Annotated in this window: 21 protein-coding genes and 2 riboswitches; of the genes, 11 read left to right on the top strand and 10 right to left on the bottom strand. The window is 69.1% G+C overall.

What is annotated here, in order from left to right:
* Positions 1-3: 3 nt before the first annotated feature.
* The 5 genes from AC07O4_RS25695 to rfbB are packed head-to-tail and all read right to left on the bottom strand — an operon-like array spanning position 4 to position 4,669.
* Positions 4-720, bottom strand: a complete 717-nt coding sequence (locus AC07O4_RS25695; RefSeq protein ID WP_013539238.1) for a sugar phosphate nucleotidyltransferase — start codon at positions 718-720, stop codon at positions 4-6.
* Positions 721-733: 13 nt separating this feature from the next.
* Positions 734-1,738, bottom strand: coding sequence for a GDP-mannose 4,6-dehydratase (locus AC07O4_RS25690; RefSeq protein WP_099794925.1), 1,005 nt, complete (start codon positions 1,736-1,738; stop codon positions 734-736).
* A gap of 37 nt (positions 1,739-1,775) precedes the next feature.
* On the bottom strand, positions 1,776-2,663 hold the full coding sequence (rfbA, locus tag AC07O4_RS25685) for a glucose-1-phosphate thymidylyltransferase RfbA (protein ID WP_495306007.1): 888 nt from the start codon (positions 2,661-2,663) through the stop codon (positions 1,776-1,778).
* 39 nt (positions 2,664-2,702) lie between these two features.
* Positions 2,703-3,593: a dTDP-4-dehydrorhamnose reductase gene (rfbD, locus tag AC07O4_RS25680; protein WP_495306006.1), complete on the bottom strand. Its 891-nt coding sequence runs from the start codon at positions 3,591-3,593 to the stop codon at positions 2,703-2,705.
* On the bottom strand, positions 3,590-4,669 hold the full coding sequence (gene rfbB / locus AC07O4_RS25675; protein WP_495306005.1) for a dTDP-glucose 4,6-dehydratase: 1,080 nt from the start codon (positions 4,667-4,669) through the stop codon (positions 3,590-3,592). The genes rfbD and rfbB overlap by 4 nt, the downstream gene beginning before the upstream one ends.
* Before the next feature lie 118 nt (positions 4,670-4,787).
* Positions 4,788-4,878, top strand: a riboswitch (glycine riboswitch).
* Positions 4,879-4,922: 44 nt separating this feature from the next.
* Positions 4,923-5,029, top strand: a riboswitch (glycine riboswitch).
* Between the two features lie 91 nt (positions 5,030-5,120).
* Between rfbB and AC07O4_RS25670 the strand changes: the two genes are divergently transcribed.
* Entirely contained in the window at positions 5,121-6,428 is a 1,308-nt protein-coding gene (locus AC07O4_RS25670) for a D-amino acid dehydrogenase (protein WP_369644831.1), read from the top strand.
* A gap of 19 nt (positions 6,429-6,447) precedes the next feature.
* On the opposite strand, the gene AC07O4_RS25665 is transcribed toward AC07O4_RS25670, so the two are convergent.
* The 4 genes from AC07O4_RS25665 to AC07O4_RS25650 all read right to left on the bottom strand — a co-directional run bounded on the left by AC07O4_RS25665 (position 6,448) and on the right by AC07O4_RS25650 (position 11,686).
* Positions 6,448-7,863, bottom strand: coding sequence for an RtcB family protein (locus AC07O4_RS25665; protein ID WP_495306004.1), 1,416 nt, complete (start codon positions 7,861-7,863; stop codon positions 6,448-6,450).
* 218 nt (positions 7,864-8,081) lie between these two features.
* Positions 8,082-9,362: an FIST signal transduction protein gene (locus AC07O4_RS25660; RefSeq protein WP_492740975.1), complete on the bottom strand. Its 1,281-nt coding sequence runs from the start codon at positions 9,360-9,362 to the stop codon at positions 8,082-8,084.
* Between the two features lie 49 nt (positions 9,363-9,411).
* Entirely contained in the window at positions 9,412-10,200 is a 789-nt protein-coding gene (locus AC07O4_RS25655; protein WP_492740974.1) for a PhaM family polyhydroxyalkanoate granule multifunctional regulatory protein, read from the bottom strand.
* 64 nt (positions 10,201-10,264) lie between these two features.
* Positions 10,265-11,686, bottom strand: a complete 1,422-nt coding sequence (locus AC07O4_RS25650) for an aminotransferase-like domain-containing protein (RefSeq protein ID WP_095747421.1) — start codon at positions 11,684-11,686, stop codon at positions 10,265-10,267.
* A gap of 130 nt (positions 11,687-11,816) precedes the next feature.
* Between AC07O4_RS25650 and AC07O4_RS25645 the strand changes: the two genes are divergently transcribed.
* Genes AC07O4_RS25645 through AC07O4_RS25600 form a run of 10 tightly spaced genes read left to right on the top strand, consistent with a single transcriptional unit; the run spans position 11,817 to position 19,588 of the window.
* Entirely contained in the window at positions 11,817-12,416 is a 600-nt protein-coding gene (locus AC07O4_RS25645; protein ID WP_070060269.1) for a LysE family translocator, read from the top strand.
* The gene (locus tag AC07O4_RS25640; RefSeq protein WP_495306003.1) at positions 12,413-13,360 is read left to right on the top strand and encodes a DMT family transporter; all 948 of its coding nucleotides are present in this window, start codon (positions 12,413-12,415) and stop codon (positions 13,358-13,360) included. The genes AC07O4_RS25645 and AC07O4_RS25640 overlap by 4 nt, the downstream gene beginning before the upstream one ends.
* Before the next feature lie 11 nt (positions 13,361-13,371).
* Positions 13,372-13,779 (top strand): VOC family protein, encoded by a 408-nt coding sequence (locus AC07O4_RS25635; protein WP_495306051.1) that lies wholly within the window; start codon positions 13,372-13,374, stop codon positions 13,777-13,779.
* A gap of 49 nt (positions 13,780-13,828) precedes the next feature.
* The gene (locus AC07O4_RS25630; RefSeq protein WP_062471189.1) at positions 13,829-15,016 is read left to right on the top strand and encodes an aminotransferase-like domain-containing protein; all 1,188 of its coding nucleotides are present in this window, start codon (positions 13,829-13,831) and stop codon (positions 15,014-15,016) included.
* Positions 15,017-15,030: 14 nt separating this feature from the next.
* A complete protein-coding gene (locus tag AC07O4_RS25625) occupies positions 15,031-15,678 on the top strand; it encodes a DJ-1/PfpI family protein (RefSeq protein ID WP_495306002.1) in 648 nt (215 codons plus the stop codon).
* Between the two features lie 5 nt (positions 15,679-15,683).
* The gene (locus tag AC07O4_RS25620; protein ID WP_307582797.1) at positions 15,684-16,325 is read left to right on the top strand and encodes a glutathione S-transferase family protein; all 642 of its coding nucleotides are present in this window, start codon (positions 15,684-15,686) and stop codon (positions 16,323-16,325) included.
* Between the two features lie 5 nt (positions 16,326-16,330).
* Positions 16,331-17,254: a PhzF family phenazine biosynthesis protein gene (locus tag AC07O4_RS25615; protein WP_172438398.1), complete on the top strand. Its 924-nt coding sequence runs from the start codon at positions 16,331-16,333 to the stop codon at positions 17,252-17,254.
* 13 nt (positions 17,255-17,267) lie between these two features.
* Positions 17,268-17,963, top strand: a complete 696-nt coding sequence (locus tag AC07O4_RS25610) for a VOC family protein (RefSeq protein ID WP_495306001.1) — start codon at positions 17,268-17,270, stop codon at positions 17,961-17,963.
* 5 nt (positions 17,964-17,968) lie between these two features.
* On the top strand, positions 17,969-18,601 hold the full coding sequence (locus tag AC07O4_RS25605) for a LysE family translocator (RefSeq protein ID WP_062480600.1): 633 nt from the start codon (positions 17,969-17,971) through the stop codon (positions 18,599-18,601).
* A gap of 18 nt (positions 18,602-18,619) precedes the next feature.
* Complete coding sequence (locus tag AC07O4_RS25600) at positions 18,620-19,588, top strand: threonine dehydratase (protein WP_492731648.1); 969 nt, start codon at positions 18,620-18,622, stop codon at positions 19,586-19,588.
* A gap of 7 nt (positions 19,589-19,595) precedes the next feature.
* Here AC07O4_RS25600 and AC07O4_RS25595 read toward each other — a convergent pair whose 3' ends face one another.
* Entirely contained in the window at positions 19,596-20,432 is an 837-nt protein-coding gene (locus AC07O4_RS25595; protein WP_495306000.1) for a creatininase family protein, read from the bottom strand.
* Positions 20,433-20,448: the final 16 nt, after the last annotated feature.

Here is a 20,448-nt window from a genome sequence, read left to right as displayed (position 1 = left end):
AGGCTACTCGGGCAGGAAAAGCTCGCGACTCTCGTCGAACATCTTCTGCGCTGTCGAGTAGTCTTCCGGTCGGCCGATGTCGAGCCAGAAGCTCTCGGGCTGTTGGTGGCAGCGCACCTTCTTGCCGGCCGCGCTCAGCTTGAGCAACAGGTCCGGCATGTCCAGGTGAACACCCTCGCTGACATGCGGCTTCACCGCGTCGCGGTTGAGCATGTAGAGGCCCATGCTGACCAGGTGCTTGCTCATGGGTTTCTCGAGGTACCCCTGGAGATTCATCTCCGCATCGACCTGGATGAGCCCGAAATCGATCTTGACCTCTCGTTCGTAGACGCAGATCGTGGCATCCGATTGCCGCTCGGCATGCGTGCGGATCAGCTGGCCGATGTCGAACGTGGTGAGCAGGTCGCCGTTGGTGACGATGAAGTTCTCGCCGACCTTGTCGATCAGCGCGCCAAGCGGACCGGCCGTCCCCAGAGGGCTGTCCTCGAGGCTGTAGTCGATCTTCAGCCCGAATCGCGAACCATCGCCGCAAAACGCGCGGATCAGGTGATGCAAATGGTTGACCGCAAGGATGACTTCGTCGACGCCGGCGCGACGCAGCTGCCGCAGCAGGAGTTCCAGCACCGGCATGTCCCCCAGGGGCATGAGAGGCTTGGGAAACGAGGCGGTGAACGGCTGAAGGCGAGTGCCCTTGCCGCCGGCCATGACGACTGCTTTCATGATGCTAGCTCCCTCAGACGGTGTAGACCGCAGGGCGGTACAGGTGGATGTTGCGGCGAATGAATTCGATGCTCTGGCGCAACCCCTCGTCCAGGTCGACTTGCGGCGACCACCCCATCAACTTCGCGGCCAGCGCGTTGTCGGAGACGAGCTTCAAGACCTCGCTCTTGTCGGGGCGCATGCGCGCGGTGTCCGCAACGATCTCTTTTTCCACGCCCATCAGCTTGAGGATGCGTTCGGCAAAGTGACCGATCGTGTAGGTCGAGCCGGTTCCCAGGTTGATGGTCTGCCCCTCGATGCCGGGCGTCACCGAAGCAGCGACGAAACCGGCGACCGTGTCCGTCACGAAGGTCATGTCGCGCTCAGGGGTCAGCGATCCGAGCTTGATCACGTCCTGGGTCAATGCCTGCGAGATGATGGTCGGGATGAATGCCCGGGCGGACTGGCGCGGGCCGAACGTGTTGAACGGGCGCAAGGTCACGACACCGGTGTCGAACGAGCGGTAGTAGCTCTCGGCGATCTTGTCCGCCCCGATCTTCGAGGCCGAATAAGGCGACTGCCCTTGCAGCGGATGCTCTTCGTCGATCGGCACGCGCACCGCGGTGCCGTACACCTCGGAGGTGCTCGTGTGGACGACGCGACGAACCGACAGACGGCGCGCGGCCTCCACGACGTTGAGCGTTCCTTCGACGTTGGTGCGCACGTAGCTGCGCGGGGCAACGTACGAGTACGGAATGGCGATCAGGGCCGCCAGATGGCAGACGACGTCGATGCCCTGCATGGCATGCATGACGAAATCGCCATCGTCGATGTTGCCCGCCACGACGCGGAACTGACCCTTCACGTCATCCGGTGCGAATTCGAGATTGCCCCAACTCGATGCGGAACCGTAGCGGACCATGGCCGTGACGTCAGCGCCGGCACGCACGAGCGCTTCGACGAGATGGCTTCCGATGAACCCGCCTGCGCCGGTTACGAGGTACTTTTGACCCGTCAGGGTTTGAGTTGATGCATGCATGACTTGTGCTACCGAAGAAATTGTTGTGTGTCAGTGTTCAGAATGAGTGCTCTTCGACAAGCAGCCGATTGAGGTACTTGCCGTAGGCATTTTTCTGCAGTGGCAAGGCCAGCCGCGCCAGTTGCTCCTTGTCGATGAAGCCATGCCGCCACGCGATTTCCTCCGGGCAGGCGATCTTCAACCCCTGCCGGTGCTCCAGCGTGGCGATGAACTGCCCCGCCTCCAACAGGCTTTCATGCGTACCGGTATCAAGCCAGGCGTAGCCGCGCTGCATGATCTGCACGTTGAGCCGGCCAAGATCGAGGTACGCCTGATTGACGGCCGTGATCTCGAGCTCGCCTCGCGCACTCGGCTTCACCGCCTTGGCGATGTCGATGACCTGGTTGTCGTAGAAGTACAGGCCCGTCACGGCGTAGTTGCTCTTGGGCTTGAGCGGCTTTTCCTCGATGCTGCTGGCCTTGCCTTGTGCGTCGAACGCGACCACGCCATACCGCTCCGGGTCATGCACGTGGTACGCGAACACAGTGGCTCCCGCGTCCTGCGCGTCGGCGCCGCTCAGCAGATGGGCAAAGTCATGCCCATAGAAGATGTTGTCCCCCAACACCAGCGCGCTCGGCGAGTTCCCCACGAACTTGTCGCCGATGATGAACGCCTGCGCCAGGCCATCGGGACTCGGCTGCACCGCGTACTGCAGGTTGATGCCCCACTGGCTGCCGTCGCCCAGCAGCTGCTGGAAGCGCGGCGTGTCCTGCGGCGTGCTGATGATCAGGATGTCGCGCATGCCGCCGAGCATCAGGGTGCTCAGCGGGTAATAGATCATGGGCTTGTCGTACACCGGCAGCAGTTGCTTGCTCATGGCGAGCGTGGCCGGGTGCAGGCGGGTGCCGGAGCCACCGGCAAGGATGATGCCTTTGCGTTGCGTCATGGGGTCTTCTAGTGTGGGAGGCCGGGAAAAATCAGTCGGTCAGAGCGTCTCGCGCAGCATGCGTGCCACGCCTTCCTGCCAGGGCGGCAGTCGCAGGCCGAAGGTGGTCTGCAGCTTGGTGGTGTCGAGCCGCGAGTTGTGCGGGCGCTTCGCGGGCGTCGGAAAGGCGCTGGTGGGCACGGCCTCCACGGCCTGCGGGCCGGCCTTGAGTTCGACGCCGGCCTGCTGCGCCATCTCGAGCACGAAGCGCGCGTAGCCGTGCCACGTGGTCTCGCCGCCGGCGATGGAGTGGTACAGCCCGGCCTTGGCCGGGTCTTGCAGCGTGGCGCGAATGGCGTGCGCGGTGATGTCGGCCAGCAACTCAGCCCCGGTGGGGGCGCCGAACTGGTCGTCGATGACCGTGAGCTTGTCGCGCTCCTTGGCCAGGCGCAGCATGGTCTTGGCGAAGTTGCCGCCGCGTGCGGCGTACACCCAGCTGGTGCGAAAGATCAGGTGCTTCGCGCAATGCTGCGCCACCAACTGCTCGCCTTCGAGCTTGGTCTGGCCGTACACGCTGAGCGGGCCGGTCGCGTCGTCTTCTTTCCAGGGGCGGGTGCCGCTGCCGTCGAAGACGTAGTCGGTGGAGTAATGCACCATCAGCGCGCCGATCTGCTGCGCGGCCTCGGCCACCACGCCGGGCGAGGTGGCGTTGAGCTTGCGCGCGAAGTCGGGCTCGCTCTCGGCCTTGTCGACGGCAGTGTGCGCGGCGGCATTGACGATGACGTCGGGGCGCACCGCCAGCACGGTTGCAGCCAGCTGCTCGGGACGGCTGAAGTCGGCGTGGAAGTCGGTGCTGTCGAAGTCCAGGGCGACCAGTTCGCCGAGCGGCGCGAGGCTGCGCTGCAACTCCCAGCCGACCTGTCCACCTTTGCCGAGCAGCAGCAACTTCATGCGGAAGCCTTTGCAGGCGCAGCGTCGTATTGCTTCTCGACCCATTCACGGTACGCGCCGCTTTGCACGTTGCGCACCCACTCGCCGTTCGCGAGGTACCACTCGACGGTCTTGCGGATGCCGGTATCGAAGGTCTCGGCGGGCTTCCAGCCGAGTTCGCGTTCGAGCTTGCGTGCATCGATGGCGTAGCGGCGGTCGTGGCCCGGGCGGTCCGTGACGTAGGTGATCTGTTCCTTGTACGGCTTGCCGTCGGCGCGGGGGCTCAGTTCGTCGAGCAGCGCGCACACGGTGTTGACGATCTCGATGTTGGGCTTCTCGTTCCAGCCACCGACGTTGTAGGTCTCGCCGAGCTTGCCGGCCTCGAGCACGCGGCGGATGGCGCTGCAGTGGTCCTTCACGTAGAGCCAGTCGCGCACCTGCATGCCGTCGCCGTACACGGGCAGGCTCTTGCCGGCCAGTGCGTTGACGATCATCAGCGGGATCAGCTTCTCGGGGAAGTGGAACGGGCCGTAGTTGTTCGAGCAGTTGGTCGTGACCACCGGCAGGCCGTAGGTGTGATGCCAGGCGCGCACGAGGTGGTCGCTGGCAGCCTTGCTGGCCGAGTACGGGCTGTTGGGCTCGTACTTGTTCTCTTCGGTGAAGGCCGGGTCGGTCTTGGAGAGCGAGCCGTAGACCTCGTCGGTCGACACGTGCAGGAAGCGGAAGGCGGCCTTCTGGTCGGCCGGCAGGGCGTTCCAGTAGCCGCGCACCGATTCGAGCAGGCGAAAGGTGCCGAGCACGTTGGTCTGCACGAAGTCTTCCGGGCCGTGGATCGAACGATCCACATGCGATTCCGCGGCAAAGTTCACGACGGCGCGGGGTTTGTGCTCGGCCAGCAGGCGATCGAGCAGCGCGCTGTCGCCGATGTCGCCCTGCACGAAGACGTGGTTCGCGTTGCCCTTGAGCGACGCCAGGGTCTCGAGGTTGCCCGCGTAGGTCAGCTTGTCGAGGTTCACGACGGGCTCGTTGCCCTGCGCGATCCAGTCGAGCACGAAATTGGCGCCAATGAAGCCTGCGCCGCCGGTAACCAGGATCATGGAGTCCCCTGCATGTAGAAAAAAGTTTGCTTTACCAAAAATCAACATTCAATTATCCCATCGGTGTGAAGTGCCGATGTACAGGGCTTGGCCGGCTTGCGGGGCCCGCCTACAATCGCCAACAATTGCAGGAGAGCGGGCCTCCACGGAGGCCCTACCGAAGGCGCAAACTCCCATAAACGCTCAGGTCGGCCCGACGAAATTCCAGGCAACGCCCAGGAACTTCGGCAAGGGGTCAGTACTGCACTCATCGATACAGCCGTCTGGAGAGCCGCCACGCCATGTGGCGCACCGAAGGAGCAAACCCGCTGCGGGTGCAGCAGGGTGAATCTCTCAGGTACCGAGGACAGGGGGAGCGGCAACTTGGACATCGGTCGTCCGGTTGCTTGCTATTGGTTCAATAGCACTCCACGCCCGCCGTTCAAGCGCTGCAAACTCAAAGGTACTTGCAATGCGTGTGATCGTTCTTGGCGCCGGCCTGCTCGGCGTGACTTCGGCCTACTACCTCCAGCAACTCGGCCACGAGGTGACCGTGATCGACCGGCAGGCCACCCCGGCCGCCGAAACCAGCTTCGCCAACGGCGGCCAGATCTCGGTCAGCCATGCCGAACCGTGGGCCAATCCAAGCGCGCCGCTGAAGGTGCTGCAATGGCTCGGCAAGGAAGATGCGCCGCTGCTGTTTCGCATCCGCGCCGACATGCGCCAGTGGCTCTGGGGCCTGCAGTTCTTGCGCGAATGCACCCCCGCGCGCACCCGCCACAACATCGAACAGATCGTTCGTCTCGGTACATACAGCCGGGAAATGTTGCAGCAATTGCGTCGAGACACCGGCCTGAACTATGACCAGCGCACGCAAGGCATCCTGCACTTCTACACGACGCAAAAGGAATTCGACGGCGCCCTCGCGCCCGCCGAGCAGATGCGTGCCCTGGGCTGCGAGCGGCTGGTCATCTCGGCCGACGAAGCCATCAGGATCGAACCCGCCCTCGCCCACATCCGCCCCCAACTCGCCGGCGCCACGTACACCGCCGAAGACGAATCGGGCGACGCCAACCGCTTCGCGCGCGAGCTCGTGAAGCTGGCCGAAGCGGCCGGCGTGAAGTTCCTCATGAGCCACACGGTGACCGCGCTGCGCGAAGCCGGCGGCAGCATCGACCACGTCGAGGCGACCGACAACGAAGGCCGCTTCCAGCGCATCCGCGGCGACGCCTTCGTGCTCGCGATGGGTTCGCTGAGCCCGCTGTATGCCGCGCCGCTGGGCATCCGCCTGCCGATCTACCCGGCCAAGGGCTACTCGGTGACGCTGCCCGTGAAGGACGCGTCGAAGGCGCACCAGGTCTCGCTCACGGACGACGAATACAAGCTGGTGTTCTCGCGCTACACCTCCGAGTCGGGCGACCGCCTGCGCATCGCCGGCACGGCCGAGCTCAACGGCTACGACCGCGACCTGAACCGCGTGCGTTGCGAAGCCATCGTGCGGCGCGTCGAGGAGCTCTTCCCCGGCGCCGGCGACACCGAGCGCGCGCAGTTCTGGACCGGCCTGCGCCCGGCCACGCCGAGCAACGTGCCGCTGATCGGCAAGACCAAGCTGCCGAACCTGTTCCTCAACACGGGCCACGGCACGCTCGGCTGGACGCACGCCTGCGGCTCGGGCAAGTCGATCGCGCGCATCGTGAGCGGGCTGGCGCCCGAGGTCGACTTCGCGTTCGCCGGCATGCCGGCGCCCGCGCCGCGCGCCGTGCAACCCGCACTGGGCTGACACGACACGCGTCCTCGGGTCATGCCTTGAACGTGACCCAGGGCTTGAGCCGCACGGCGCAGCGGATGAGCCCCGCGCTTTCCTGCGCCTCGATCACCGCGCCGATCGGTTTGTAGGCCTGCGGCGCCTCCTCGATGCGGCGCTCCTCGCGCAAGGTCACGCACTGCCAGCTGGCATCGGCGTCGCCGGGCGCAGGCCGCATCGCGCGCACTTCCTGCCGACGCATGCGCCGGCCGGCCCCATGGCTGCACGACCACAGCCAGTCTTCATGCCCCAGCCCGGTCGCGAGGTACGAGTGATCGCCCATCGACCCGGGAATCAGCGCCAGGTCGCCCGCGTGCGCCGGCGTCGCGCCCTTGCGATGGATGTTCATGCCGTGCTCGCGCAGCACCACGTTGTGCGGCACGTCGACCACCAGCGTCGACGCCGTGGCGCCCAGCAGCTCGGCGAAGTCCTTGCGCACCAGCTCGGCCAGCACGACGCGGTTGGCCCACGCATAGCGCGCGGCCACGCCCATGGCTTCGAGGTACTCCTGCGCCAGCGGCCCCGCCAGGCCGTACAGCCCGCTCTTCGGATGGCGCAGGCCTTGCGGCCACTCGGCCCGCGCGCGGTCCATCCAGCGGCCACCGACATGGAACCCGATGTCGCGCGAGCCGCTGTGGATCATCACGACGACCTCGCCGGCCTTGAGCCCCGCGCGGTAGGCCGCGTGCCGGTCCATCACCTGGTCGACCACCTGCAGCTCGACGAAGTGGTTGCCGCTGCCCGGCGTGCCCAGGCACGGGTCGCGGAACACCTCGTGGCGCGCGCCGGTGTAGGCCGGCGGTGCGTGCCGCGACTGACCGCCGAAGCTCGCCAGGCCGATGCACGCGCCGATCTCGGCCTGCAGCCGGTCGCGGTCGCAGGCCGCCCAGAGTCCGTCGCCACGCACGGCGTCCAGGAACGCGGCCGGTCCGTCGTCGAACAGCGCGCGAAACGCCGCCGTGTGCACCGGCACGTCGCGCCCGTTGTCGAGCAGGCTGCGCGTGAGCCGCGCGAGCAGCTGCGTCTTGTGCGGCGCCACCTGGTCCAGCGTGAGGCCGGTGGTCAGCAGGCGCATGCCGCAGTTGATGTCGGTGCCGACCGCGGCGGGGATCACGAAGTCGCCATCGGTGGCGACGACGCTGCCCACCGGCGCGACCGAGCCTGGATGAAAGTCCGGCGTCGCGCAGGCCTTGCACACGCCGTGCGCGCCGTCGGGCGAGCGCACGCTGGCGAAGGCCAGCAGCTGGTTCACGGCTTTTTCTTCCAGCGGCAGGCTCTGCGGCAGAAGCACGGTCGCCTGCGCGGCTTCGTTGCGCAGGTGATAGATGCCGTCGCGGTAGTCGACGGCGATGTTCGCGCGCGAAAAGGCGCGCTGGAGTCTCGAAAAATGACTGTGGGTGGGGCTGCCCATGGCTGCAATTCCATTCGGGGAAACCGTGTCGGTTTCCGGGCCCCGTCACGTCGCGTGGCGGGGCGAAAGAGATCGACCGCGTGCCTCGGGGCGCGCGGATCACTCTTTCTTGCAGCAGCAGAGATTCAAGAAAGCGGGCGGATTCTAGCGACGCGAAGCGCCCGCGAACACAGTGCGCAGGCGCGCGCGTCGTTTTTTCCCGTCAGTCAGCCAGTCAGTCAGTCCGGCGCAGTGAACACCGTCAGCACGCCGGTGTAGCCGTACAGGTGGTGGCGCGCGATCTCGCCCGCGGCGAAGAAGCCGACCAGCGGCACGTCGCCCAGCGCATGCCGCACGATCTGCAGCTCGGCGCCCGGCGCGCCGAAGTGCGGGCCGCCGCGCCCCGAGCAGCTCACGTACACCGCGCCCGCGATGCGCCGCGCCGGATGCGGTGCGGCCTCGGCCTCACCGGCCGCCACGGCGCGTGCGGTGGCCAGCGTCTGTTCTTCGGGCTCGAGCTCTTCGCGGATCTCGGCGCAGATGCGCATCAGGTCGGCGCGCGCCGCCTGCGCGTTGCGGCGGCAGAAACTCAGCCGCATGCCGGCCTCGGCGTTGTCGGCAATGGCGATGCCGCGCCGCGTCGGGTCGAGGCCGATGATGTGGCGCACCAGCACGTCGGCGCCCAGGTCGCCGGTGCGGCGGATGCCGTCGCTGCCCGCGTCGGCCAGGCCGACCAGCGTGTTGCGCACGGCGTCGATGGCTTCCTGCGGCCGGTCGAGTGACACCTGCAGGTCGGCCAGCAGCACGTCGAGCGCCGGCTCGCCGTCGAGCGACAGCAGCAGGTTGCCGTCGGCCTCGGTGATCTCGCGCTCGCGCGCGCCGCCGGTGCGCAGCGGCTGGCAGCCCTGCGTGACGCGCGACACCAGCCGCACGCCCTCGCCGAACACCACGCCCGACAAGCCGCCCGAGAACACGCCGCCCGCCGCCCCATGGCCGCGGATGTTGCCGTTGCCGCCGACCGCGAACTGCAGCGCCCCGCCGCGGCCGGACGAGAGCCCGCCGAACAAGTAGCCGGTGTCGGTGCGCCCCGCCATCTCGCCGATGAGCTCGCCCAGGTCGGGCGTGGCCGGGTCGGCGTGCACGAGCGCGGTGTGCGCCTCGAAGCCGCTCATTTCGGAACTGCCCAGCGGCGCCACGCCGGAGAACACCCGGTACTGGTCGCTGGGCAGCGCGCACAGCATCAGGCTCAGGCCGGGCTCGTCGAAGTACTCGGCGTTGTTGGCCGACACGCCGATGCCGACGGTGCCCGACCAGTCGGTGACCTCGGGCAGCTCGGCGCCCAGGTGATCGAGGATCTCCTGCGCTTCGGCCGCGTAGTGGTCGGTGATGTAGAGCAGCCCGAGCGTCGGGTTCGACGCGTAATCGGGCAGCGCCATCTGCGCGCGCAACTGGGCCAGCACGAGGCCGGCGGCCATGCGCCATTGCGGGTGGGTGGCATGGCCGGTGGGAAACAGTTTCATGGTGCGTACCGACCCGTGCGTCGTCGTCTGGAAAGGTGTCTGTAAGACGTCAGCGCCGGCCGGAGGTTCGCTTGCGCGCGGCGGCGGACGTGGTTTTCTTGCGCGCGGCGGGTGCCGGCGCGGCTTTTTTGGCGACAGCTTTCTTCGGGGCAGCCTTGGCGGCCGGCTTGCGCGCCGTCGCCTTGCCGATGACCTGCCCCACGGCGTCGGCCAGCGGCTGCGCCATGGCCGGCACCTTGAGCTGCGCCGCGTCCTGCAGCGCCGTGCTCGCGATCTGCTGGAACTGCTCGGTGAGCGAGCCCCACCATTGCATCGGGTCGACCACGCCGGCAGCGCCGTTGGACGAGGCGGGTTTGGCGCGCGACGCCTTCTTCGGTGCCGGGGTTTCCTCTTCTTCCGCTTCTTCCTCGGCCTCGTCGAACTCTTCTTCCTCTTCCTCGACAGCTTCCGGTTCGGGCCGCGGTGCGGGGGCCGGGGCGGGAGCCGGTGCAGGCGCCGGCGCCATGGCCGCGGCCTGCTTGGTGAACGCGCTGGCGATGTCTTCCATCCGCACGTTCATGCCGCGCAGGGTCGACAGCGTCATCTTCTGCACCTCGAGCGCCTGGATGGTCGCCTTGAGCGCGTGGCCGTTCTGTTCGAGCCAGTACTGGACGGTCTTGAGTTCCTGGATGCGCTTGTCGACCTCTTCGACGCTCATGGTGGGCGCGACCCAACTCGCGAGGCTGGGGATGCCGGGCACCGAGCCGGAGCCCGCGGCGGCACCGCCGGCGAGGTTCTTCAGGAAGTCGAATCCGGGGACGAACTGGCTGAAGTCGAAGGGTTTGCTGGCGTTGCTCATGCGGGAGGTCTCCTGGCTGGGTTTTCTTGTGTTGCCAGCTTACTCCAAGCCCCTTGCCAGCGAATCAGAGCTCGTCCCTGACCCGGCTGAAAACCTTCCAGAAATTCGCGTCCTGCGAGGTCGCGAAGTTGATCCGCATCATCGTGCTCGGCGGGCGGCGCGCATGGAACAGCGAACCCGGCGCCAGCAGGTAGCCCTGGTCGAGCATGCGTTGCGTGAGCGCGTCGGTGTCCACGCCCGTGTCGACCCAGCCGAACAGCCCCGCCGGCTCCGAGGCGAAGGTGCAGCCGTGCGACATGGCCAGCTTCACCGCGCGGCCGCGCGCGCCGTCCAGGCGGATGCGCACGCGCTCCGAATGGCGGCGCAGCTGGCCCTGGTCGATGCACCACGACAGCGCCCGCTCGAACAGCGTGGGCGAGGTCAGCGTGGCCAGCAGCTTGGTCTCCAGAAGCCGCTCTTTCAGCGCGGGCGAGGCGGCCAGGAAGCCGATGCGCCAGTTGGGCGCCAGGATCTTCGCGAAGCCGCTGACGTAGATGGTGCGCTGCAGCCCGTCGAGCGCACTCAGGCGCGTGGCGTGCTCGGGCGCGAGGTGGCTGTAGGTGTCGTCCTCGACGATGTGGAAGTCGTGTTCGTTGGCCAGCTTGAGCACGCGGTGCGCGCTGCCCGGCGTGAGGCTGTAGCCGGTCGGGTTGTGCAGCACGCTCACGCTGACGAAGAGCTTGGGGCTGTGCAGCTTGCAGTACTGCGCCATCACGTCGAGGTCGGGCCCGTCGGCGCGGCGTGGCACGGGCAGGATGCGCATGCCCAGCGCCTCGAGCCGCGCGAACTCCAGCGCCCAACCGGGCTCCTCGACCATCACCGGATCGCCCGCGCGCAGCAGCGTGCGGCTCACGATGTCCAGCGCATGCGTGGCGCCGATGGTGGTCACGATCTGGTCCGGCCCGGCCGGCACGTTGATGCGCACCAGCTTCTGCGACAGGCTGCGGCGCAGCGCGAGGTCGCCCGAGGGCTCGCCATATTGAAGCGATAGTTCCTGCAGCGCCGAGGTGGTGGTCACGCGGCGCACCGCGGTCGCCAGGAAGGTCGAGGCCATCCAGTCGGGCGGGAACACGCCCATGCCCGGCTGCGGCTTGTCGCTCGGGCGGTGGAACATGCTGCGGATCAGCGAGCTGGCGTCGGCCGGCACGCGCGAGGCCATCATCGGCGGGACCACGGGCACGGCATGCGCCGGGTTGCGCGAACCCTCGGGCGCCGGCGCGGCGTCGCGCACGTAGAAGCCGCGCTGGCGGCGCGCCTCGACGAGGCCCTGCGCGAGCAGCTGGTCGTAGGCGGCGACCACGGTGTACGGGCTCACGCCCTGCTGGCGCGCGCACTCGCGCACCGAGGGCAGGCGTGCGCCGGGGGCCAGCAGCCGGTTGCGGATGCGCTCGGCGAGGCGGTCGGCCAGCTGCCCGGTCAGGGACTGGGTGGAGGTTCGGGTCAGCATCGGATCGGGCTGCATCGCACAGAGAGCAAGAAAAGAGCGGCGTGTGTCGAAGGAATGACCAATACAGATTTCAGATTTGTTCGATCATCTGTACTGGAACTGTAATGGTCCAAAGTTTAGAGTCTGTGACATGAACTGGCAAGAATTCACCGCGCTGCTGGTGCTGGCCACGGCGATGAGCTTCTCGCCCGGCCCCAACACCACGCTCTCCACCGCCCTGGCGGCCAACGGCGGCCTGCCGCGTGCGATGCGTTTCGTGGTCGCGGTGCCGGTCGGCTGGACCTTGCTGCTGGCGATCTGCGCGGCCGGCCTCGGCGCACTGGTGGTGGCCATGCCGCCGCTGCGCCTGGCGATCAAGGGCCTGGGCATCGCCTACCTGCTGTGGCTGGCCTACAAGCTCAGCGGCAGCGCCCAGCTCGGCAAGGCCGACAGCGCCCGCCTCTCGGTCGGCTTCGGGCAGGGCGTGATGCTGCAGTTCGTGAACATCAAGGCCTGGCTGCTGGCGCTCACGCTGGTGGCGGGCTGGATCGCCGGCCAGCCCGACGCGCTCGCGCGCTTCGCCATCGTCGCGCCCGTGATGCTGACCTACGCCTTCACCAGCAACTTCGCCTATGCGCTGGTCGGCGCGCTGCTGCGCGAGTGGCTGGCCAAGGGACGGCGCCTGCTGTGGTTCAACCGCGCGATGGGCCTGATCCTCGTGCTCACGGCCTGGTGGATGGTGGGCGTATGAAGCTCGCCCTCAAGGACGAAACGCTGGGCATGTGGCTCGGGGTGGTCGGCGTGGCGCTGTTCGCGATCACGCTGCCGATGACGCGGCTGGCCACGGGCACGCAAGAGGCGCCGCAGCTGTCGCCGTGGTTCGTCACGCTCGGGCGCGCGGCGCTGGCGGGCGTGCTGTCGGCCATCTTTTTGCTGGTCACGCGCTCGCCGCGCCCGGCGGCGCACCAGTGGAAGCCGCTGGGCATGGCGGTGCTGGGCAACTGCATCGGCTTTCCGCTGCTGCTGGCCTTTGCGCTGCGCGTGGTCACGGCCAGCCATGCGGCGGTGGTGACGGCGCTGCTGCCACTGGTGACGGCCGCAGTCGCGGCCTGGGTGCTGCACCAGCGCGCGCGGCTGGGCTTCTGGCTCTGCGCCATCGCGGGCAGCCTGCTGGTCGTGGTGTTCTCGGTGCTGCGCGCGCAGCAGAGCGGCCACGGCTTCGGTTTCGAATGGGCCGACCTGCTGCTGGTGGGCGCGGTCGTCGCGGCCTCGGTCGGCTACATCTACGGCGCGCAGGTCACGCCGTCGCTGGGCGCCGAGCGCGTGATCTGCTGGGTCTGCGTGATGGCGCTGCCCGTGACGCTGCCCGCCACCATCGCCCTGTGGCCGCAGCAGCCCGTGGCCGCCTCGGCCTGGGTCGGCTTTACCTACGTGGGCATGTTCTCGATGTGGATCGGCTTCTTCGCCTGGTACCGTGGCCTGGCCCTGGGCGGCGCGCTGCGCGTGAGCCAGACGCAGCTGCTGCAGCCCTTCCTGTCGATCCTCGCGTCGATCCCGCTGCTGGGCGAGCCGCTCGACCTGGTGACGCTGGGCTTCGCCGCCGCCGTGGTCGCCACGGTGGTCGCGGGCAAGCGGCTCTCGCAACCGGCGAACCCCACCGTTCCACGCGGCGCCGAGCCGCAGGCCAGGAGCTGACGACCATGACGCTGTTCAGCCATGTCACCGTCGGCTGCACCGACCTGCCGCGCGCCGCCGCCTTCTACGACGCGGTGCTGACCCCGCTCGGCCTCATCCGCCGCCCCGTGACGCCCGACGGCGGCCCCGACGCCGCCTGCTGGATCGTGCCGGGCCAGACGCTGCCGCGCTTTTACGTGTACATCCCGCTGGACGGCGAACCCGCCAGCGCCGGCAACGGCAGCATGGTCGCGTTCTGCGCGCCCTCGCCGCAGGCCGTTCACGCCGCCCACGAGGCGGCCCTGCGCCACGGTGGCCGCGACGAAGGTGCGCCCGGGCCCCGCCCCCGCTACGGGCAGGGCTATTACGGCGCCTACCTGCGTGACCCGGACGGCAACAAAATCCATGTCGTGCACCGTGGCGACATCCCGCCATCCTGACGACACACTCAGACTCACCTCTCATTCGCCAGAAAGAAGAAAGCCTCCCATGAACTGGAAACTCGCCGCCCGCGCCGCCAAGATGAATCCTTCGGTGCTGCGTGAAATCCTCAAGGTCACCGAGCGACCCGGCATCATCAGCCTGGCCGGCGGCCTGCCCTCGCCCAAGACCTTCCCGATCCAGGAGTTCGCCGACGCCTGCGCCGAAGTGCTGCACAACGACGGCCAGGCCGCGCTGCAGTACGCCGCCAGCGAAGGCTATGCGCCGCTGCGCCAGGCCGTGGCCGACATGCTGCCCTGGGACGTCGACGCCTCGCAGGTGCTCATCACCACCGGCTCGCAGCAGGGCCTCGATCTCGTGGCCAAGGTGCTGATCGACCCAGGCAGCAAGGTGCTGGTCGAGACGCCCACCTACCTGGGCGCGCTGCAGGCCTTCGGCCCGATGGAGCCGCACCCCGTGGGCGTGGCCAGCGACGACGAGGGCGTGATCGTCGACGACCTCGTGAGCAAGGCGGCCGACGCGCGCTTCGTCTACCTGCTGCCCAACTTCCAGAACCCCACCGGCCGCACCATGACCGAGGCGCGCCGCGCCGCTGTCTCCGCGGCCGCAGCCGCCGCGAACCTGCCGATCGTCGAGGACAACCCCTACGGCGAGCTCTGGTTCGACGAAGCCCCGCCGCTGCCGCTGGCCGCGCGCAACCCCGAGGGCGTGATCTACCTGGGCTCGTTCTCCAAGGTGCTGGCCCCGGGCCTGCGCCTGGGCTTCCTGGTGGCGCCGAAGGCCATCTTCCCCAAGCTGCTGCAGGCCAAGCAGGCGGTCGACCTGCACACGCCGATCTTCACGCAGCGCATGGTCTCGGCCGTGATGAAGGACGGCTTCCTGGACCGCCACGTGCCCACCATCCGCGCGCTGTACAAGCGCCAGCGCGACGCCATGATCGCTGCGCTGCACCGCGAGATGGCCGGCCTGGACGTGAAGTTCAACGCCCCCAAGGGCGGCATGTTCCTGTGGGCGCGCCTGCCCGAGGGCATCGACACCGTGACCCTGCTGCCCAAGGCCGTGGAGCGCAACGTGGCCTTCGTGCCCGGCGCGCCGTTCTACGCCGGCGAAGGCGATCCGCGCACGCTGCGCCTGTCGTTCGTGACCGCCAGCGTCGAAGAGATCGACACCGCCATCGCCGCGCTTGCCGTCACGCTGCGCGAAGAGCTGGCGCTGCTGGCCCCCGCCCACGCCTGACGGGGCCGACGACGATGCACATCGCCATCCTCACCTTCGACGGCTTCAACGAGCTCGACTCGCTGGTCGCGCTCGGCGTGCTCAACCGCGTGAAGAAGCCCGGCTGGCGCGTGACGCTGGCTTCGCCCAGCGCCACCGTGACCTCGATGAACGGCGTCACGGTGCACGCCACCGCGACGCTCGAGTCGGCCTGCGAGGCAGGTGCGGTGATCGTCGGCAGCGGCATCCGCACGCGCGAGATCGCCGCCGACGCGGGCCTGATGGGCGTGCTGCGCGGGCTCGACCCGTCGCGCCAGCTCATCGGCGCGCAATGCTCGGGCACGCTGCTGCTGGCCAAGCTCGGCCTGCTGGGCCCGGTGCAGGCCTGCACCGACCTCACGACCAAGCCCTGGGTGCAGGAAGCCGGCGTCGAGGTGCTCAACCAGCCCTTCTTCGCGCAGGGCAACGTGGCGACCGCGGGCGGCTGCTTCTCGGCGCCCTACCTCGCGGCGTGGCTCATCGCGCGCACCGAAGGGCTCGAGGCCGCGAAGAGCGCGCTGCACTACGTCGCGCCGGTCGGCGAGAAAGACGACTACGTGGCGCGCGCGCTGCGCAACATCGAGCCGTACCTGCAGGCGCAGCAGCCGGCCACGGCCGACGCCCTCTCCGCACAAGGACACTGAACACCATGCTCAACATCTGGGGCCGCATCAGTTCGATCAACGTGCGCAAGGTCGTGTGGTGCGCGCAGGAGCTTGGGCTCGACTTCCAGCGCACCGAGGCCGGCGGCAAATTCGGCGTGGTGCAGACGCCCGAATACCGCGCGCTCAACCCGAACGCCATGGTGCCCACCATCGACGACGGCGAAGGCGCCGAGCGCGTCACGCTGTGGGAGTCGAACGTCATCGTGCGCTACCTGTGCGCCCGCTACTCGCACGGCACGCTCTACCCGAGCGAGCTGCCCGCGCGCTTCGACGCCGAGCGCTGGATGGACTGGCAGCAGACCACGCTCAACCGCGCCAGCCGCGACGCCTTCGTGCAATGGGTGCGCACGCCGCCTTCGGAGCGCCAGCCCGCGCTGATCGCCGCGTCGGTGCGCGAGAGCGAGGCGCTGTTCGCGATGCTCGACGCCCACCTCGCGCAGCGCCCCTACATGGCCGGCGAGCGCTTCACCATGGCCGACATCCCGATCGGCTGCGAGGCGCACCGCTGGTTCGGCCTGCCCGGCGCCGAGTACCGCCGGCCCGTCTGGCCCAACGTCGAGCGTTGGTACGCCGACCTGCTTTCCCGCCCGGGCACGCGTGGCGTGCTCGATCTATCCCTCGAATGACCCTGATGAAATCCCGCCCCTTCAAGCAAGTCGACGTCTTCACCGCCACCGCCTACTACGGCAACCCGCTCGCGGTGGTGATCGACGGCCAGGACCTGGACGACGCCGCCATGCAGCGCTTCGCGCAGTGGACCAACCTGTCGGAGACGACCTTCCTGCTGCCGCCGACCGACCCGGGCGCCGACTACCGCGTGCGCATCTTCACGCCCGGCGGCGAGCTGCCCTTTGCCGGCCACCCGACCATCGGCAGCTGCCATGCGTGGCTGCAGGCCGGCGGCAAGCCCAAGGTGGCGGGCCGCGTGGTGCAGCAGTGCGGCGCCGGCCTGGTGCCGCTGCGGCGCGACGGCGAGCGCCTGGCCTTTGCCGCGCCGCCGCTCAAGCGCAGCGCCCCGAGCCCCGCGCTGCTGGCCAAGGTGGCCGGCGCGCTGGGCCTGAAGGCGCAGCAGGTCATCGCGGCGCAGGTGCTCGACAACGGCCCGGTCTGGTTCGGCTTGCTGCTGAACGACGCCGACGCCGTGCTGGCGCTGCAGCCCGACCACCGCGCACTGAAGGAACTGGGCGTGAAGGCCGGCGTGGCCGGCGTGCCCTCGGCGCACGACACCTCGCTGCTCATCGGCCGCTCGAACCGCGAGGCGCGCGCCTTCGGCAACCGCCCCGCCACGCCGAACGACGACGGCGCCAAGATCGACCTCGAGGTGCGCGCCTTCGCCGAGCCCATCGGCGTGCAGGAAGACCCGGTCACCGGCAGCCTCAACGCCAGCCTGGCCGAATGGCTGATCGCAGACGGCCACATGCCCGAGCGCTACCTGGCCGCGCAAGGCCAGTGCCTGGGCCGCGCGGGCCGCGTGCACATCGAGCGCGACAGCGACGGCACGATCTGGGTCGGCGGCGATGCCGTGACCTGCGTCGACGGCCACGTCACCCTCTGAACAAAGGCACGCCATGGCCCCCGCCGAAATCGACCACCTGGTGATCGCCGCCGCCTCGCTGGCCGAGGGCGTGGCATGGTGCGAGGCCACGCTCGGCGTCACGCCCGCGCCCGGCGGCGTGCACCCGCTCATGGGCACGCACAACCGGCTGCTGAACATCGCGAGCGCCGCGTTCCCGCGCGCCTATGCCGAGATCATCGCGATCGAGCCCGGCAAGGCGCCGTCGCGGCCGAAGACGCACCGCTGGTTCGACCTGGACGACGCCGCGCTGCAGGCCGCGCTCGCGCAGCGCGGCCCGCGGCTCATTCACTTCGTGGCGCGCGTGCCCGATGCGCACGCCGCCACGCAGGCGCTCGCGCGCGAGGAGCATGCGCACATCGACCGCGGCCACCTGCTCGAAGCCTCGCGCGACACGCCGGCCGGCCGGCTCGAGTGGCAGATCACGGTGCGCGACGACGGCCAGCGCCTGTTCTACGGCGCGCTGCCCACGCTGATCCAGTGGGGCGCCGTGCACCCCACCGACGCCATGCCCGCCTCGGGCCTGGCGCTGCGTTCGCTGCGCGTGGCGCATCCGCGCGCGCCGGCGCTGTCGGCCACGCTCACGGCCATCGGCATGGGCAGCCTGCCGGTCGATGCCGGCCCGCCCAACCTCATCGCCGTGCTCGACACGCCGCGTGGCCCCGTCACCCTCGAATCGCAAGGACTCTGACTCTCATGCTCACCCTGACCGAAATCGCCTGGTTCGCCCTCGCCTCGCTGCTGCTGGCGCTCACGCCGGGGCCGAACATGATCTATTGCGTGTCGCGCACGCTGATCCAGGGCCGCCGCGCGGGGCTCATCTCGCTGGGCGGCGTGCTGATGGCCTTCCTGGTGCACCTGTTTGCCGCGGCGCTGGGCCTCACGGCGCTGCTGCTGGCGGTGCCGGTCGCGTTCGACGCGATCCGTTTCGCCGGCGCGGCCTACCTGATGTGGCTCGCATGGCAGGCGGTCAAGCCCGGCGGCAATGCGCCCTTCGAGGCCCGCGCGCTGCCGGCCGATCCGCCGGCCAAGCTGTTCCGCATGGGCTTTCTCACGAACCTGCTGAACCCGAAGGTGGCGATGTTCTATCTGTCGTTCTTTCCGCAGTTCATCCACCCCGAGCGCGGCTCGGTGCTGCTGCAGAGCCTGCAGCTGGGCATGGCGCAGATGGCGAGCAGCGCGCTGGTCAACACCGTGATGATCGTCGGCGCCGCGAGCATCACGGCCGTGCTGTCGCAAAGCGCGGGCTGGCTGCGCGCGCAGCGCTACATCATGGGCAGCGTGCTGGCCGCGCTGGCCGTGCGCGTGGCGCTCACCGAACGCAAGTAAGCAACCCGAAGGACGTCGATGCGATTCACCCGCGAAGAGATCGAAGCCGCGCAGCGCACCGTGCATGCGGCCATGCCGCCCACGCCCCAGTACACCTGGCCGCAGCTGTCGCAGCGCCTGGGCGCCACGGTCTGGGCCAAGCACGAGAACCACACGCCGGTCGGCGCCTTCAAGATCCGCGGCGGCCTGACCTACTTCGAGACCCTCGCGCGCGAGCAGCCCGCCGTGCGCCACGTGATCAGCGCCACGCGCGGCAACCACGGCCAGTCGGTCGGCTTCGCCTCGCAGCGCCACGGGCTGGCCGCGACCATCGTGGTGCCGCACGGCAATTCGCGCGAGAAGAACGCGGCGATGCGCGCGCTCGGCGTGACGCTGGTCGAGCATGGCGACGACTTCCAGGCGGCCGCCGAGCACGCGGCGGTGCTGGCCGAGCGCGACGCGCTGCACCGCGTGCCCTCGTTCCATCGCGAGCTGGTGCGCGGCGTGTCGACCGCGTATGTCGAGTTCTTCAGCGCATTGAAAGCTTCACCGCCCGACGTGCTGTTCGTGCCCATCGGCCTGGGCTCCGGCTTTGCCGGCGCGGCGGCGGCGCGCGCGCATTGCGGCGTGTCGACGAAGCTCATCGGCGTGGTGTCGGCGCATGCCACGGCCTACCGCGATTCATTCCGCGCGCGCCGTGCGGTCGAGTCGCCCGCCACCACGCGGCTGGCCGACGGCATGGCCTGCCGCACGCCGGTGCCCGAATCGCTGGAGGTGATCCTGCGCGAAGCCGACGACGTGATCACCGTGACCGACGACGAGGTGGCCGAAGCGATGCGCGTGCTTTTCAGCGACACGCACAACGTGGCCGAAGGCGCGGGGGCCGCCGCGTTGGCGGGGGCGCTTCAGCAGAAGGAGCGCTGGCGCGGGCAGACGGTGGGCGTTGCGCTGAGCGGCGGCAATGTCGACGCGGACATGTTCGCCGGGGTGCTGGGGCGCAGCGCCTGATCCGCTCTCAGGGCAGCGGCCCTGTGTTCGCCGTGCTCAGTGGCAGCTGGGACACCTCGGTCAGCAGCAGGGCCAACTGCTGCGCGGCCGCATCGATCACCGCCTGACCCTTCGCTGCCGTGGCCGCTGCGGCGTTACCGGCAGCGCCCTGCGCGTTGTAGTCCTCCATCGCCCAGCCGAGCTTGGCGCTCTTGCCGTTGCCGAGGATCGCGCAGTCGGCCGCGCGCTGCTCCGAGGTGGAACTGAAATCCTTCGCCTCGTCCATGCGCACGCGCGCGGGCGTCAGCGCCAGCATCATCGAGGTCTCGATCTCGCCCGCGTGCACGCCGAAGCGGTGCTCGCGGGCGCTGAACTGCGCGTTCGCATCGCCCAGCGGCAGGTTGAACCAGCTCACGCTGTAGACGATCAGGCCGTGCGCGGCGCGCAGCTCGCGCGCCACGATGTCCATCGCGCCCACATGGCCGCCGTGGGCGTTGAACAGCACCAGCTTCTTCACGCCGGCGCGCGCCACGCCCGCGCCGATCTCGTTCCACATGCGGATCAGCGTCTCGGCCGAGAAGGTGAGCGTGCCCGCGAAGCGCGCGTGCTCGGGGCTCAGGCCGATCTGCTGGGTCGGCAGGAACAGCGCCGGCAGTTCCGGCGACAGCAGCGGCAGCGCCGCGGCCACGATGCCGTCGGCCAGCACGGTGTCCACGCCCAGCGGCAGGTGCGGGCCGTGCTGCTCGGTCGCGCCCAGCGGCAGCACCGCCACCGTGGTCGCCGCGTCGAGCGCGGCGAAGTCGCGCGTCGTCAACTGGGACCAGAAACGGGGCCAACGGGGCGAAGAGACCGGAAGTGCGTTCATGCCGCGATCTTAGGAC

It is taken from the genome of Variovorax sp. GW821-FHT09D04, assembly GCF_059416405.1.
This window is presented reverse-complemented; position numbering and strand designations above follow the sequence as displayed.

Bases quoted from the DNA above. Each gene is read 5' to 3' on its own strand.
- AC07O4_RS25695 (WP_013539238.1), bottom strand. From the start codon at position 720: ATGAAAGCAGTCGTCATGGCCGGCGGCAAGGGCACTCGCCTTCAGCCG.
- AC07O4_RS25690 (WP_099794925.1), bottom strand. From the start codon at position 1,738: ATGCATGCATCAACTCAAACCCTGACGGGTCAAAAGTACCTCGTAACC.
- rfbA (WP_495306007.1), bottom strand. From the start codon at position 2,663: ATGACGCAACGCAAAGGCATCATCCTTGCCGGTGGCTCCGGCACCCGC.
- rfbD (WP_495306006.1), bottom strand. From the start codon at position 3,593: ATGAAGTTGCTGCTGCTCGGCAAAGGTGGACAGGTCGGCTGGGAGTTG.
- rfbB (WP_495306005.1), bottom strand. From the start codon at position 4,669: ATGATCCTGGTTACCGGCGGCGCAGGCTTCATTGGCGCCAATTTCGTG.
- AC07O4_RS25670 (WP_369644831.1), top strand. From the start codon at position 5,121: ATGCGTGTGATCGTTCTTGGCGCCGGCCTGCTCGGCGTGACTTCGGCC.
- AC07O4_RS25665 (WP_495306004.1), bottom strand. From the start codon at position 7,863: ATGGGCAGCCCCACCCACAGTCATTTTTCGAGACTCCAGCGCGCCTTT.
- AC07O4_RS25660 (WP_492740975.1), bottom strand. From the start codon at position 9,362: ATGAAACTGTTTCCCACCGGCCATGCCACCCACCCGCAATGGCGCATG.
- AC07O4_RS25655 (WP_492740974.1), bottom strand. From the start codon at position 10,200: ATGAGCAACGCCAGCAAACCCTTCGACTTCAGCCAGTTCGTCCCCGGA.
- AC07O4_RS25650 (WP_095747421.1), bottom strand. From the start codon at position 11,686: ATGCTGACCCGAACCTCCACCCAGTCCCTGACCGGGCAGCTGGCCGAC.
- AC07O4_RS25645 (WP_070060269.1), top strand. From the start codon at position 11,817: ATGAACTGGCAAGAATTCACCGCGCTGCTGGTGCTGGCCACGGCGATG.
- AC07O4_RS25640 (WP_495306003.1), top strand. From the start codon at position 12,413: ATGAAGCTCGCCCTCAAGGACGAAACGCTGGGCATGTGGCTCGGGGTG.
- AC07O4_RS25630 (WP_062471189.1), top strand. From the start codon at position 13,829: ATGAACTGGAAACTCGCCGCCCGCGCCGCCAAGATGAATCCTTCGGTG.
- AC07O4_RS25625 (WP_495306002.1), top strand. From the start codon at position 15,031: ATGCACATCGCCATCCTCACCTTCGACGGCTTCAACGAGCTCGACTCG.
- AC07O4_RS25620 (WP_307582797.1), top strand. From the start codon at position 15,684: ATGCTCAACATCTGGGGCCGCATCAGTTCGATCAACGTGCGCAAGGTC.
- AC07O4_RS25615 (WP_172438398.1), top strand. From the start codon at position 16,331: ATGAAATCCCGCCCCTTCAAGCAAGTCGACGTCTTCACCGCCACCGCC.
- AC07O4_RS25610 (WP_495306001.1), top strand. From the start codon at position 17,268: ATGGCCCCCGCCGAAATCGACCACCTGGTGATCGCCGCCGCCTCGCTG.
- AC07O4_RS25605 (WP_062480600.1), top strand. From the start codon at position 17,969: ATGCTCACCCTGACCGAAATCGCCTGGTTCGCCCTCGCCTCGCTGCTG.
- AC07O4_RS25600 (WP_492731648.1), top strand. From the start codon at position 18,620: ATGCGATTCACCCGCGAAGAGATCGAAGCCGCGCAGCGCACCGTGCAT.
- AC07O4_RS25595 (WP_495306000.1), bottom strand. From the start codon at position 20,432: ATGAACGCACTTCCGGTCTCTTCGCCCCGTTGGCCCCGTTTCTGGTCC.